The sequence below is a fragment of the Pseudomonas sp. JV414 genome, assembly GCF_032424305.1.
GTDB lineage: Bacteria > Pseudomonadota > Gammaproteobacteria > Pseudomonadales > Pseudomonadaceae > Aquipseudomonas > Aquipseudomonas lini.
Window position 1 is genome coordinate 547,205 of the sequence record NZ_VYKC01000009.1, and the last position, 13,262, is coordinate 560,466.

Here is a 13,262-nt window from a genome sequence, read left to right on the forward strand (position 1 = left end):
GAAGCAATGCCTTGCCGGGCCGAGCTTAGATACCCAGGCAGAGGTATTTGATTTCCAGGTAATCTTCGATGCCGTACTTGGAGCCTTCACGGCCCAGGCCCGACGCCTTGATGCCGCCGAACGGCGCGACTTCGTTGGAGATCAACCCGGTGTTGACGCCGACCATGCCGTATTCCAGGGCTTCAGCCACACGGAACACACGGCCCAGGTCGCGAGCATAGAAGTACGAGGCCAGACCGAACTCGGTGTCGTTGGACATCGCGATCACGTCAGCTTCGTCTTTGAAGCGGAACAGTGGCGCCAATGGACCGAAGGTTTCTTCCTTGGCCACGGCAGCGTTGTTCGGCACGTTGGTCAGGATGGTCGGCTCGAAGAAGTTGCCTTGCATGCTCTTGCCACCCGCCAGCACGGTAGCGCCTTTGCTCACGGCGTCAGCAATGTGCTCTTGAACCTTGGCCACGGCTTTTTCGTCGATCAGCGGACCAGTAGTGGTGCCGTCTTCCAGGCCGTTGCCGATCTTGAGTTTGGCCACGGCCACTTTCAGTTTTTCGGCGAACGCGTCGTAGACCGAATCCTGAATGTACAGGCGGTTGGCGCAGACGCAGGTCTGGCCGTTGTTGCGGTACTTGGAAATGATCGCGCCTTCGACGGCCTTATCCAGGTCCGCGTCGTCGAACACGATGAACGGCGCGTTGCCGCCCAGTTCCAGCGAGACTTTCTTGATGTCCTTGGCGCACTCGGTCATCAACTGACGACCGATTTCGGTCGAGCCGGTGAACGACAGTTTGCGCACGATCGGGTTGCCGGTCAGCTCGCTGCCAATGTCGCCGGCGCTGCCGGTCACCACACTGAACACACCGTTCGGAATACCGGCACGATGAGCCAGTTCAGCCAGGGCGAATGCAGAGAACGGCGTTTGTGAAGCAGGCTTGAGCACCATGGTGCAACCGGCGGCCAGGGCCGGGCCGGCTTTACGGGTGATCATCGCGGCCGGGAAGTTCCACGGGGTGATCGCAGCGGTCACGCCGATCGGCTGCTTGATCACAATCAGGCGCTTGTCTGGCTGGTGGCCCGGAATCACGTCACCGTAGATGCGCTTGGCTTCTTCAGCGAACCACTCGATAAAGGAAGCGGCGTAAACAATCTCGCCCTTGGCTTCAGCCAATGGCTTGCCCTGCTCCAGGGTCATCAGGCGAGCCAGGTCGTCCTGGTTCTCGATGATCAGCTCGAACCAGCGACGCAGTTTGTTCGCGCGATCCTTGGCGGTCAGTGCGCGCCAGGCCGGCAGCGCTTTGTCTGCGGCTTCGATCGCACGGCGGGTTTCGGCAGCGCCCATTTTCGGCACAGTGCCCAGAATTTCGCCCGTTGCCGGGTTGTTAACCTTGATCGTCTGACCGTTGTCCGCATCGACCCAAGCGCCATCGATAAAGGCTTGCTGGCGGAACAACTGGGTGTCTTTAAGCTGCATGTCGGCTTTCCTTAACAGCACCGCGGCACGCGCGGAGCGAATTATGATTATAGAAAGGCGCCTTATAGGCTGCCGTCAGGGAAATCATTCACCGGGCTGAAGCACATAAATAGCGCACTGATCGAACTCGTGCGGTTCAGCACCCAGACAAGAGCGTTTGAAATCTCAAACGAATCCTAGGATCAAAGGGGGTAAAGGACAATAGGCTGTTCGAAAAAAAGAACGAAAACGCCGCATTTGCCTATTTTTTCAGATCAGCGTAGCAATCGTAGGTTACGCTTTGGAAAAAGGCAGACGATTCAGCAGCATGGACGCCCGCAGCGCATATGAGTATCATGGCGCCCGCATTGCACCAGTAGCTCAGCTGGATAGAGTACTGCCCTCCGAAGGCAGGGGTCGTGGGTTCGAATCCCGCCTGGTGCACCATACGTAGAAACGAGAAAGCCTCAGATCTTAGGGTCTGGGGCTTTTTTGTGGGCGCTATATTTAGGGCGTCTGGCTGGAGTTGGCAGAGCCGCATCCGACCCGCAAGCAAAATATCGGCAATCGCCGACTCTTATCGCTCCGAAGGCTTGATTCTCGATACAAAACAAAAATCGTGGAGGAGCGGCCTTCAATTGGGCTTGTTTATGAATTTGGTGGCGGCTGAATGTAGACGATTTGCTTATCTCGCCCCACTAACAAGCCGATGATGAGGAAGATCACTCCTAGGAAGAAGCCAACAAACCCTAGAAAGCCACTCACCAAGGTGCCACCGATGGCTGCTCCTGCCGCTTCCGCGCCCGAGTGAGCGCCACTAATGGTGGCGATATGGCTACCCGTGAAAATGATACCGGATAAGGGGAGCATGAATGCAGCGATGCCTGAGGCGATTAGAAGTCGACGCCATGCCTTGCCAGGAGTGGGAGCGTAAACAGCTATGGCTACTGCAATGATCCATGTTACGAAGAAAGCAATGACTCCTTTCAATCCGCTAACAGTTGGCGATGCTGCGATTGCGATAACTACGAGCATCGAAACAAGAATGGCTAACATTAAACCTCCAACCAACCCTGCAAGAACCTTCATCGTGAGCTCCTTTTATCTGACGAGGCACTGAATATGCTCTTGTGCGGTATAGCAGCAGAACGCCACTGCTGCCATGCCACAGCGAAGTAGGCGACGGAAGCAGGTTTGGAGACTCCTCCCTTTTCAGGTTTAGCAATCCGCGTCGTATATACCTACGCGTATACCTAACCGAACACTCCCCATGAACCCTATATAAATCGGGTCCCACAGCCTCCAGTTCAAAGGACTCCTAGCACCATATGTAGAAGCAAGAAGCCTCAGATCTTAGGGTCTGAGACTTTTTTGCCTATCCTGCATGTCCCAGTGCCGTACCACTGCTACTGAAAAACGGCGCACAAAAAACCACCACAGCGATTGTTCACTCTGTCGTCCAGTCAAGATCGACGGAGCGCGATGGTCGATGGTCGATGGTCGATGGTCGAGTATTTTCATCGGGACACTTCAGCTTTCAGAAACAGAAGAAATACAGACATGCTGGCGAGAATTGGTTATCTGGACTACTAATGAGATGTCGATAGCTGTAGGAACGATGGGTTGAGTGCACGAGGAGAAGGCGGATGAATACCAATTACAAAGATCGCTGGATTACTGTCACTACGTCAGAAGGAATGTTTTCCTCCGAATCTGTTGTCGAAATAACTCTCGCGAATGGTAGTAAAGCCTGCTTATTTGCGGACAAAACACTCCTCATGGAGAGAGCAGGCAAAACGATGCTACGGGCGATCCATATTAGCAGCGATTTGCAGCGAGGCACGGACTTAGTTCTTTTACCTACGGAAACCTTTCAGACTGCATCAAGATGGATAGAGCTGCAATCGGAGTGAGTCGCTATGATTCTTAGCAATATGGAAATAATAAATTGCATGAATGCTGGCTTATTTACAATAGGAGGTATTGCCGGTGTAGACCCAACCAAACCACCGTTCAATACCAGTGCAGTTGATCTGCGTCTCGGAGATGAGGTATTCGAACCGGACCAAGTTCCAACCCCCTTGCAGCTAGACCTAACAACTCCTGGAATCGCACAGCACCTCGCAAAGAACGGAAAATCTTTTAAAATATCCCAAAGCCAGCCTTACTCACTATCCCCAAATAAACTGGTACTGGCTAGAACCTTGGAGGTAGTAGACTTTCCGTTGCTCAACTCCTCTAGCATCTGCTACAGCGCTCGTGTCGAAGGGAAAAGCTCCCTCGCAAGATGCGGAATTCTCGTTCACTTTACAGCACCCACTATTCACGCAGGATTTCGTGGTTCCATTACGCTAGAAATCATAAACCTGGGAATTAACAAGCTATTATTGACTCCAGAGATGTATGTCTGCCAGTTAATCATTGAGGAGGTAAAAGGGCTGCCTTCCGGTGCTCCAAGCCAGTTTCACGGGCAAAGCAATGCTGTCGGCAATACTAACCCCTAAGTAGTAGATATGAGGGGATAGCCCTATAACCTTGTCTACGCTAGTCTTGAAGTGAGCCCTAGCACTGTTTATTTCATGGCGCAGTTTAACTCTGGCCTTAGAGCTGCATACCTAAGGATTTCATATGGCCGCAGAACTTGATTTACTTCTCACTATATTCGGAGAAACACTTGACGAATTCTTTACATATGAGACTCAAGAGGTTCTAGATGGAGTCAATGAGCGCAATAATTGCGGAAGGATGGCTGTATACATGCAGCGAGTAGCCGACGCATATGGGCTCAAAGGTTACTTTGCCGATACCGAGTACAACAGAAAGCAGAATGGAAGGATTAAGACCATTCTTGACCGGAAGGCGAAGGTCGTCACGATTAACTGCGATCTAATTCTACATAGTCGAGGTCAAAATACTGCCCAGGATAATCTCATCGCTATCGAAGTGAAGAAGCGAGAGGCTCGGGATGAAGACAAGGAAAACGACAGAGAGCGTCTTCGTGCCCTAACCAAAACCACCTACGACGATGTGTGGAGCTACGACGGTGTCATTTTACCCGAGCATGTCTGCGGCTACATTCTTGGTGTCTACATCGAGTTGAACCGACAGCATAGGGTATGTCTCATTGAGTACTACCGGTCAGGAGAGAAGTATGAGGAAAGGAATCTGATATTTTGAGTATCTATCGACGATAGGCCAAATCTCTCAGAGCTTCGTGACTGCCTCAGGGCGAGCTGCTGGGGATTGATCAAAACCGCCGAAGTGGTTTTCTCATACTGTCACCCAGTCAAGATCGCCGCCCCATTCCCAATCCTCCTCGAAGTCGTAGTCATCAACGTCCTCTTCTTCCGACTAACTCAGCAGAAAATCCTTACGACTCTCGAAGGTTGCAGGAGATCAGCCTGCGCGTTACCCTTCTGCCGTCGCTGCCAATTCAGCGACCGGGCTTGGTAACCCGAGAGTTAAGCGCAACAGCGCCCCCATTAGATTTGCAGGCGTTTTTTTATGCCCGCAATTTTGAGCTATGGCGGCTGTGCGTGGGACGTCTTCGGGCGTGCCGGATTCCTTGACTCCCGGTTTACCAACCTGCGCACAGCTGCCACCCATTCGCTTGGTAACGAAAAAGTGGCAGTTCCTCGTCAAGGAGCTAGACCATGCGCAATACAAATCCGTACGAAATTCGGTTCACCCCTCAACGCTATCTTGAATCATGCTTCCACCGCACCTCCGCCAATGGAGGTGACAATGTCTGACCAATCAGAACAAAAAACCATCGGCTTCACACCCTTCCACTACTGCTCTGTTGAACCGCTGTTTCGAGTGAATGGTGGTGTGCCCATCAGCGAAGCGTTGGCGCAGGCGTCTGACCTGTTGTTCCTGGCCAAGTCGTTTGCTGAGGATGCTGCTTACTCGAAAGACACTGACCGCCATGCGTGGGCCGCGCACTATTTTACGGCGATGGGCAAAGCAGTGATTGATGATGTGGTGAAAGTTTTGACGCGACCACCGCAGTCGACGACGCAACAAGCCGCAGAATAGCGGCAACGCACCCAAAAAAAGCAGGCCCCGATTTTTCGGGGCCTGCAATTTTTGAGTGAGTGTTTTCAAGGGCGGCTACGCTCTGCTTCAACCTCATTAATGAGCGCATCAAGCTCGGCAAACACTGTTTCGGCAGGAATTGCCGGACGTGGGTCATTACGGCTGACGGCAATAGATTCACGTATTTCTGCGACCCGTAACCGATCAAATTGCTGCTGATAGGTTTTTTTCATTCTGTCGTCCAATCAAACTCGTCGTAATCATCATCCTCTTCGTCCTCGACCACTTCATCATCAAGAACGTCTTCCTCAAGCGCTTCTTCTGCCTGTTTCGCCAGAAGAAACTCCTTACGACTCTCAGTCACTGCTCGCCGCAATTCCTCACCCTTGACCGGGCAGTTGAGCATTTGGGCGATGCGGTCGATTTTTTGTGCCACGGCATCCTCCAACGCATCGGCTATGAGCTGATAGTGCGCGCTTTCGGGTGTCGATGCCAAATTTGCCGACCGCGTCTCACCTCATTTCTTCTGCAAATCCTTGAGTCGGGCGGTGAGGTTTTCCTTGGGGTAGCGTTTGTGCAGTGTCGTCAGCAGCGCCTCGGCGGCTTGGCTTTGACCGGTCTCTTGCAGGCGTATCACTTCACGTAATTGATCATCCAGTGACTTGGCCGGCGCGGCTAAGCGTTTGCTGACTTTGGCTTCGTCCGCCATTTCGCTATTGATCGACTCGCGCTGCATCGGTGCAGAAAACTCCGCCATGGGTGCAGCAGGTTCGGGAGCGGAGATCGCGCCGGCCGGTGCAGCCTGGGAGCGAACAGCGGCTTCCGGTTTGGCGGCGGGTGCAGACGCTTTGGGCGCAGGGGCGAAGTCATAGCTCGGCAGCTGTTCCGGCGTGCGTTGCACCAGTGCCAGCATCAGGGCCACGCCGACGAGGCTGGCGAATGCCACTTGCCAGCGGGGTTGCTGGCAGGCGCGGAGCCAGCGTTGCCACAGGTTCGGCTTCGGTGCGGGGGCTTCGCGATGCGCAGTGGCCAGGATGAAGGCGTCGAGATGCGCCGGCGGTTCACCGCTGCTGTGATCGCGAAAATGCTTGAGCACTTCATCGTCATGCGATGGTGGTGTCTGTTTGGCGTCAGTCATGTCAGTACCTCCTCGGCCAGCAGCCGACGCAGTTTTTGCTGGGCGTAGCGCAAGCGACTTTTGACGGTTTCCAGCGGTGTTTCGGTGAGGGTGGCGATCTGCGGCAGGTCGAGGTCGCCGTGGGCGCGCAGCAGGAACACTTCGCGCTGGTCGGCGGGCAGGGTTTGCAGGGCGGCTTCGAGGCGTTGACCATCGCGGCTCAGGCTCAGCAGTTGTTCGGGGTCGGCCGCGTCATCGATCAGGGCGTGGGTTTGTTCGTCATAGCTGTCGTGCAAGGGGTTGTGGATTCCGTGTTTGCGCCAGTGATCGATCAGTCGATTGCGGGCAATCTGGTAGAGCCAGGTACGAAAGTTCGCCCGGCCTTGTGGCTGACTGGTGCTGCGGATCAGGCTCAGCCAGGTTTCCTGATACACCTCTTCGGCCAGTTCGGGTTTGCCGCTGAGGCCGAGGAGGAATCGATAAAGGCCCTGGCGATGACGGGCGTACAAAACTTCGAACGCCGGCCCGTCGCCGGAGCGGTAGCGCGCCAGCAGCGATTCGTCGCTGCTGGCGGCTGAGCTGATTTCAGGATCGGACATGTCAGCGCTGGCCTCTTTCACTCTATCCGGTTGTCGTTGGGCTGTTGATTGGAGGCGGTCGGGGTTCGCAGGCTCTGCGCCAACTCCACCAATTGCACGAATTCACTGCGCAGGCCGAATTGATCATCACCCCGTGCGCCACGGGCCAGGGCTTCGGTGTCTTTGAGGTTGAAATTACCGGTATAACGCCCGTCCTTGAGTTGCTGAGAAAATGCGGCAACGGCGGCGGCAAATCTCAGGTCATCGCTGGCGGTCGAAAGCTTGCCGGCCTCACCATTCAGTATTGGCCGCTCGATCAAGCGACTATTCCCACCTTCCGGCAACTGATAACGCACCCGCAGCATCGCCATTTCCCCGTTTTTTACGGAAACATCGGCCCCGGAATTGCCATACCGCAGCGGTTCCAGCCAGCCCTTCTCGCCCTTGGGCACAATTTCGTACAACGCCGTCACCGTATGCCCTGCGCCGATTTCTCCGGCGTCGACTTTGTCGTTGCTGAAATCCTCACGCTTCAAGGCGCGATTCTCATAACCCAGCAGCCGATATTCGCTGACCTGCGCCGGGTTGAACTCCACCTGCAGCTTCACGTTTTTCGCCACTACTGCGAGGGTCGAGCCGAGCTGATCCACCAGTACTTTGCGCGCCTCGCGCAGATTATCGATGTAGGCATAGTTGCCATCGCCAGCGTCGGCCAGTTGTTCCATCAGGTGTTCATTGTAGTTATCCACACCAAAACCCAGGGTGGTCAGGGACACGCCGGTCTTGCGTTTATCCACAGCCATTTGCTTGAGGCTGTCGAAGTCGCTGATGCCGACGTTGAAGTCACCGTCGGTGGCCAGCAGGATGCGGTTGATGCCTTTGGGGATAAACGCCTGTTGGGCCATTTGATAGGCCAGTTCGATACCCGACGCTCCGGCGGTCGAGCCGCCTGCGGTCAATTGATCGATCGCGGTACGAATTTTCGCTTTTTCCCGTCCGGAAGTCGGCTCCAGTACCACGCGAGATTCTCCGGCATACACCACCAGCGAAACCCGGTCCTGCTCGCGCAATTGATCGACCAGCAATTTCAGCGTGCTTTTGACCATGGGCAAACCTTCGCGCCGGTCCATCGAGCCGGAGACGTCCACCAGAAACACCAGATTCGCCGGAGCCAGTTCCGCCACTGCGCGATCAGATGCCTTGATGCCGATGCGCAGCAAGCGGGTATGCGGGTTCCAGGGCGACGGCGCCAGCTCGGTGGTCACGCCGAATGGCGAGCCATCGGTGGGCAAGGCGTAATCGTAGGGGAAGTAATTGACCAGTTCTTCCAGCCTCACCGCCCCTTCGGGAGGCAAGCGCCCCTGATTGAGCAAGCGCCGGACATTGGCGTAAGCGCCAGTATCGACATCGGCGCTGAAGGTCGAGACCGGCGCCTCGGTCACGCTGTGGATCGGGTTATCGGCCAGCGCCTGATATTGCTCCCGCTGCTCATCCCGATAGCCCTGTGGATAAACTTCACCGGCCGGCATGGGCGAGAAAGCGGCCGACGGTGCCGGTCGCGCGCTGCGTTTGGCCTGCGCGGTGTCCGCCATGGCCGCCTCACGCACCAACGCTTCAGTTTTCAGCTCACCTTGAGCCGGGGGCGCAACCACCGCCGGATCAGACGTGGATGAAGCGCCGCAACCGGCGATGGCCAGCAACAACCCGGCGGCGAAACCCTGGGCGGCCGGGCGCAAGTAATACAGTGGGAGGGACATGGGGGCTGACCTCAGGAGGAAATTGACTCATTCATCCTCTGAGACGGACAGCCCGATCAGTTCGGGTTAAGCCGAAGTGAATAATCTTCAGCGGTGATAACGCCGCACCACACTGCTGTTTTTCAGCACATGGCCTTTGATTTGTTCCATCAACTGCGCGCGGGTCAGGCCGGCGGGCAAGGCGTCTGGCGCCAGGTCCAGGGCGTAAAGCTGAATGAGGTAGTGATGGGAGCTGTCGCCAATGGGCGGGCAAGGGCCTATGTAGCTGGTGGTGCCTTTGCTGTTGCTGCCGCCCACGCCTTCGAGGGCGGATTTGGCGCCGACACCGGCCGGAATCTGCCGCGTGGTGGCCTTGATGCCGTAATGAATCCAGTGATCAACGCCAAGGCCTTTCTGGCCGTCCGGGTCGTGCATGACGATGGCGTAGCTGAGAGTGCCCGGGGGGCCGGCGTTCCAGCTCAGGGCCGGGGATTGGTTCTTACCGCCACAACCGCTGGCATCGCTGGCCGCCGCCGAAGTGAACAGGCGATTGTCCGAAACACCGGGAATGCTGAGGGTGAAACGCTCCTGGGCCTGTGCCGGAAACTGCACGCAAAGGGCGACTGCAACGGCCGCCAGCCAAGGGTTCAAAGAGGTCAATCGGGTCATACCGGAGCACCTTGTGCGGGTGGGGCCGTGGTCGGCTGGCAAACTATAGCCGGACCGTTCGTGCGGTGGCAGCGGGAATTGGCTGAACCTGGGAATAGGCGCCAAACTCTTAAGTGAAACACCTCCCTGGAGATCGATCATGGCACTGCATCGCGTCGCCCGTTTCGCCGATGTGCCCCAAGACCGTGGCCTTGAAGTCCGGATCGATAAGACGAAAATCGTCTTGCTGCGGGTCGGCGATCAATTGCGCGCCTATCAGGGCAAATGTCCCCACGCCGGGGCTCCCTTGGCCAAAGGTGCGCTGTGTGAGGGACGACTGATCTGCCCGTGGCACAAGGCGGCGTACCGGCTCGAAGATGGCGCGTTATGCGAGCCACCGTCGCTGGACAGTCTGCGACGCTACCCGCTTGAAATCCGCGACGATGAGGTCTGGGTCGACGACCAGCCGATGCCTACTCCCAGCAGCCCGCCGGCGGACGATAAGCGGACCTTTGTGATCATCGGTGCCGGTGCCGCAGGTACGGCTTGTGCGGCGGCGTTGCGGGAGAAAGGTTTCGGCGGCCGGGTGTTGTTGATCGACCGTGAGCCCGAGGCCGGTTACGACCGTACGGTATTGAGCAAATTCGTGATTGCCGGGGAGATGCCGCCGGACGAAGTGCCGCCGCTGCGCGATGAAAGCTTTTATAGCGAACAGCGCATTGAACGGATAAACAGCGATGTAATGGGCCTGGATGCACCGAACCGTGCCCTGCGCCTGGCCGATGGTCAATCGTTGAACTATGACGCCGCCGTGATCGCCACCGGTGGCATACCCAAATCCCTGTCGCTGCCGGGCGCTGATCTGCCGCAGGTGTTCGTGCTGCGCTCGAGGGCACAGGCGCAGCAGATTCTGACGACTGCAAAACCCGGTCAACGAGCAGTGATTGTCGGCGACAGCTTCATTGGCCTGGAGTCCGCTTCATCCCTGCGTCAGTACGGCCTGGACGTCACCGTCCTGGCCCGCCATGCCATCCCTTTCCAGGCGCAATTCGGCGAAGCTGTCGGCAAGGCAATTCGTGCCCTGCACGAGGTCAACGGCGTGGTGTTTCATACGGATGGCGAAGCCGCGCAGATCGAAGGCACAGGCAAGGTCGAAGCGGTGCTGCTGGATAACGGTCAGCGCTTGCCGGCAGATCTGGTGTTGGTCGGCATTGGCGTCACCCCGGCAACGACCCCGTTTGCTGATCTGCCAAAAGAAAAGGATCAGTCTCTGAAGGTGGATGGCGGGATGCGCGTGACCGATGGGCTCTGGGCCGTCGGCGACATCGCGACCTTCCCGCTCAACGGCCAGCCGCAACGGATCGAGCATTGGCGCCTGGCCCAGCAACAGGCGCGAATTGCAGCGGCGAATATGCTCGGCGGTGACGAGCGCTACCTCGATGTACCGTATTTCTGGACCTGGCACTTCGGCAAAAATTACGACTACCTCGGACACGCCGAGGCCTGGGACGAAGTCGAGTTCAAGGGCGATCCTGACCATCCACCGTTTATCGGCCTGTTCGGCAAGAACGGCGTGGTGGCGGCGGCCGTTGCCTGCGATCAGGAACGGACCATGGCGATGCTCGCCGAACGAATGAAACAACCGCTGTCGGTGGATGAGGCCTGGCGCCTGATTCGGGATTTTGCCTGACCGATCTCTCCAATCCTCCGTTCCCCTCGTAGGAGCTGCCGCAGGCTGCGATCTTTTGATCTTTGGCATTTTCGAAACCGCTGAAAATCAAAAGATCGCAGCCTGCGGCAGCTCCTACAAAGAGCGGGTCAAGCGATGCTTATCGGCTCTCGATTGTCGTCATCTTCGGCCGGTAAGCGAATCACGAACGGATGCTCCAGCGGCGCCAAAGGCGGCGGCAGCTCGGCCGGGTCGACCGGGAAGTAATGCGTAACAACATGGCTGACATCACCATCCTGATCGTTATGAATGGTCATCGAGCCCGGCGTGCGCAATTTCGCCAAGCGGTCGCCGGTCAGCTTGAAGCTTTTGCTGAGCCCCTGATCATCCACCACCGGCGCCGGCAAACGGCGCTGGGCGAAGCTCTTGCTTTTGCGCTGTTGATAACGCGCCCACGTGATCAGGATCACCGCATTCAACAACGCCACCCACAGGTAAATCTGCAACGTGCCGAGGGCGTCGAAAAATGACGCATCAATGCGCGGGCCGTCATGGGTATCGATCAACGGCCACAAACCCCGCGCCAGTAGATACAGCAGACCTACCCAGGCGAGCACGGTGAGAAAAACATCGATCACGACCAGAAAGGGCCGCTGCCGGGTTCTGATGATTTTCATTTGATGATTTCCTCTTCATCGTCATTCAGCGGCTTGATGCCCCGGTCCGGGCTGACCCAGCGCGCGCGCTTCTGATGTTGGCCGAACAGCACTTTGGGAAAACTGACCAGGGTGGTGAACAAGCTGATAAGCCAGAACACCAGCGGATACCAGACCACCCAGAACATGGTCTTGCCCAGGCCCTTTTCATAACGGCGGTCGATCAGGATGCTGACCGCGAACTGCACCAGGCAGACCACCGCCAATAGCAGACCGGTAAACGCCGGCGGCATCAGGTGATCGACGGCAATGGCTGGCGGCATTTCGACGAATTTGCCGACGCCCCAAAAAATCACCGACAGCAGAAAGGTGAACGCCCAGCCGGTGGACAGGCAGTATTCGAACAGCAGCGGCCAGAGGTAACGATGACGGTATTGCCAGATGCCACGGATGTTCTTGAACAGCACCTCGGCGCCGCCCTGGGCCCAGCGCAGACGCTGCTTCCACAGGCCGCCGAGGGTTTCCGGCATGAGGATCCAGCACAACGCGCGGGGCTCGTAGAAAATGCTCCAGTGATCCAGTTGCAGCTTCCAGCTGATGTCGATGTCTTCGGTGATCATGTCCGGGCTCCAGTAGCCGACCCGGTTCAGTGCGGTGCGACGGAAAGCGACGATCACCCCGGAGACGGTAAAGATCCGTCCGAATACCCGTTGGGTGCGCTTGATCAGGCCGATGATCGACGAGAACTCGCCGACCTGCACGCGGCCGATCAAGGTCGAACGGGTGCGGATTCGTGGGTTGCCGGTCACGGCGCCCAGTCGCGCATTGTCGAGCATCGGCGCCACCAGATACGCCGCGGTGTTCGGCGCCAGCAGCGCGTCACCGTCGATGCACACCAGATATTCGCTGCGCGCCGCAATGGCACCCATGCGCAGGGCCACGGCCTTGCCCTGGTTCTCCGCCAGGTGCAGCACCCGCAGACGCGGATCCTGCAATGCCAGTGCATCGAGCACCGCGGCAGTGTTGTCCTTGGAGCCGTCGTTTATCGCGATCACTTCGATGTTCGGGTAATGCTGGGCCAGCGCCGCGTGGATGGTATCGGCTGCGTTGTCGCCTTCGTTGTAGCAAGGGATCAGGATCGAGATCAGCGGCTCGCCGGCCAGCGGTGGCGGCAAAGTGTCGTCCTGCCACGGCCAGTGCCGCTCCCAGTGCAGCCAGAAATACAGGCCGCCGGCAATCCACAGTCCCGACATGAACAGTGGATAAAAGAACACGAAGTCCATCAGGAATTGCCCGGTGAGCAGAAAGATCAGCCCGAGGGGAACCCCAAGGACGATCGCCAGAACCAGCAGGGCTAAAAGTCTGTCCAGCAT

Annotated in this window: 15 protein-coding genes and 1 tRNA gene; 6 read left to right on the forward strand and 10 right to left on the reverse strand. The window is 57.1% G+C overall.

Annotation, left to right across the window (positions count from 1 at the left end; all coding sequences use genetic code 11):
- Positions 1-25: 25 nt before the first annotated feature.
- Positions 26-1,468 (reverse strand): NADP-dependent succinate-semialdehyde dehydrogenase, encoded by a 1,443-nt coding sequence (gene gabD / locus F6R97_RS13435; RefSeq protein ID WP_038978451.1) that lies wholly within the window; start codon positions 1,466-1,468, stop codon positions 26-28.
- 349 nt (positions 1,469-1,817) lie between these two features.
- Between gabD and F6R97_RS13440 the strand changes: the two genes are divergently transcribed.
- Positions 1,818-1,894 (forward strand) — tRNA-Arg (locus tag F6R97_RS13440).
- 201 nt (positions 1,895-2,095) lie between these two features.
- On the opposite strand, the gene F6R97_RS13445 is transcribed toward F6R97_RS13440, so the two are convergent.
- Positions 2,096-2,536, reverse strand: coding sequence for a hypothetical protein (locus F6R97_RS13445; RefSeq protein ID WP_315866663.1), 441 nt, complete (start codon positions 2,534-2,536; stop codon positions 2,096-2,098).
- 557 nt (positions 2,537-3,093) lie between these two features.
- Here F6R97_RS13445 and F6R97_RS13450 point away from each other — a divergent pair.
- The 4 genes from F6R97_RS13450 to F6R97_RS13465 all read left to right on the forward strand — a co-directional run bounded on the left by F6R97_RS13450 (position 3,094) and on the right by F6R97_RS13465 (position 5,485).
- Entirely contained in the window at positions 3,094-3,360 is a 267-nt protein-coding gene (locus tag F6R97_RS13450) for a hypothetical protein (protein WP_315866664.1), read from the forward strand.
- 6 nt (positions 3,361-3,366) lie between these two features.
- Positions 3,367-3,951, forward strand: a complete 585-nt coding sequence (locus F6R97_RS13455) for a dCTP deaminase domain-containing protein (RefSeq protein ID WP_315866665.1) — start codon at positions 3,367-3,369, stop codon at positions 3,949-3,951.
- A gap of 124 nt (positions 3,952-4,075) precedes the next feature.
- Positions 4,076-4,624 (forward strand): hypothetical protein, encoded by a 549-nt coding sequence (locus tag F6R97_RS13460; protein WP_315866666.1) that lies wholly within the window; start codon positions 4,076-4,078, stop codon positions 4,622-4,624.
- A gap of 567 nt (positions 4,625-5,191) precedes the next feature.
- Positions 5,192-5,485 carry a DUF3077 domain-containing protein gene (locus F6R97_RS13465; RefSeq protein WP_315866667.1) on the forward strand — a complete coding sequence of 98 codons (294 nt, stop codon included), beginning with the start codon at positions 5,192-5,194 and terminating at the stop codon, positions 5,483-5,485.
- A gap of 65 nt (positions 5,486-5,550) precedes the next feature.
- Here the strand turns inward: F6R97_RS13465 and F6R97_RS13470 are convergent, their stop codons facing one another.
- The 6 genes from F6R97_RS13470 to F6R97_RS13495 all read right to left on the reverse strand — a co-directional run bounded on the left by F6R97_RS13470 (position 5,551) and on the right by F6R97_RS13495 (position 9,585).
- Complete coding sequence (locus F6R97_RS13470) at positions 5,551-5,718, reverse strand: hypothetical protein (protein WP_253547304.1); 168 nt, start codon at positions 5,716-5,718, stop codon at positions 5,551-5,553.
- Complete coding sequence (locus tag F6R97_RS13475; RefSeq protein WP_315866668.1) at positions 5,715-5,981, reverse strand: hypothetical protein; 267 nt, start codon at positions 5,979-5,981, stop codon at positions 5,715-5,717. The genes F6R97_RS13470 and F6R97_RS13475 overlap by 4 nt, the downstream gene beginning before the upstream one ends.
- A gap of 21 nt (positions 5,982-6,002) precedes the next feature.
- The gene (locus tag F6R97_RS13480) at positions 6,003-6,623 is read right to left on the reverse strand and encodes a hypothetical protein (RefSeq protein ID WP_315866669.1); all 621 of its coding nucleotides are present in this window, start codon (positions 6,621-6,623) and stop codon (positions 6,003-6,005) included.
- A complete protein-coding gene (locus tag F6R97_RS13485; RefSeq protein ID WP_050682822.1) occupies positions 6,620-7,201 on the reverse strand; it encodes an RNA polymerase sigma factor in 582 nt (193 codons plus the stop codon). Before F6R97_RS13485 ends, F6R97_RS13480 begins: the two co-directional genes overlap by 4 nt.
- Before the next feature lie 17 nt (positions 7,202-7,218).
- Positions 7,219-8,937 (reverse strand): vWA domain-containing protein, encoded by a 1,719-nt coding sequence (locus F6R97_RS13490; protein ID WP_050682823.1) that lies wholly within the window; start codon positions 8,935-8,937, stop codon positions 7,219-7,221.
- Positions 8,938-9,024: 87 nt separating this feature from the next.
- Positions 9,025-9,585, reverse strand: coding sequence for a YbhB/YbcL family Raf kinase inhibitor-like protein (locus F6R97_RS13495; protein ID WP_048395989.1), 561 nt, complete (start codon positions 9,583-9,585; stop codon positions 9,025-9,027).
- Positions 9,586-9,724: 139 nt separating this feature from the next.
- Here F6R97_RS13495 and F6R97_RS13500 point away from each other — a divergent pair, with 139 nt between their 5' ends.
- Positions 9,725-11,254: an apoptosis inducing factor family protein gene (locus tag F6R97_RS13500; RefSeq protein ID WP_048395988.1), complete on the forward strand. Its 1,530-nt coding sequence runs from the start codon at positions 9,725-9,727 to the stop codon at positions 11,252-11,254.
- A 128-nt stretch (positions 11,255-11,382) separates the two neighbouring features.
- Here F6R97_RS13500 and pgaD read toward each other — a convergent pair whose 3' ends face one another.
- Together pgaD and pgaC are read right to left on the reverse strand one after the other, a co-directional pair.
- Complete coding sequence (gene pgaD, locus F6R97_RS13505; protein WP_315866670.1) at positions 11,383-11,910, reverse strand: poly-beta-1,6-N-acetyl-D-glucosamine biosynthesis protein PgaD; 528 nt, start codon at positions 11,908-11,910, stop codon at positions 11,383-11,385.
- Positions 11,907-13,262: a poly-beta-1,6-N-acetyl-D-glucosamine synthase gene (pgaC, locus tag F6R97_RS13510; RefSeq protein WP_038978426.1), complete on the reverse strand. Its 1,356-nt coding sequence runs from the start codon at positions 13,260-13,262 to the stop codon at positions 11,907-11,909. Before pgaC ends, pgaD begins: the two co-directional genes overlap by 4 nt.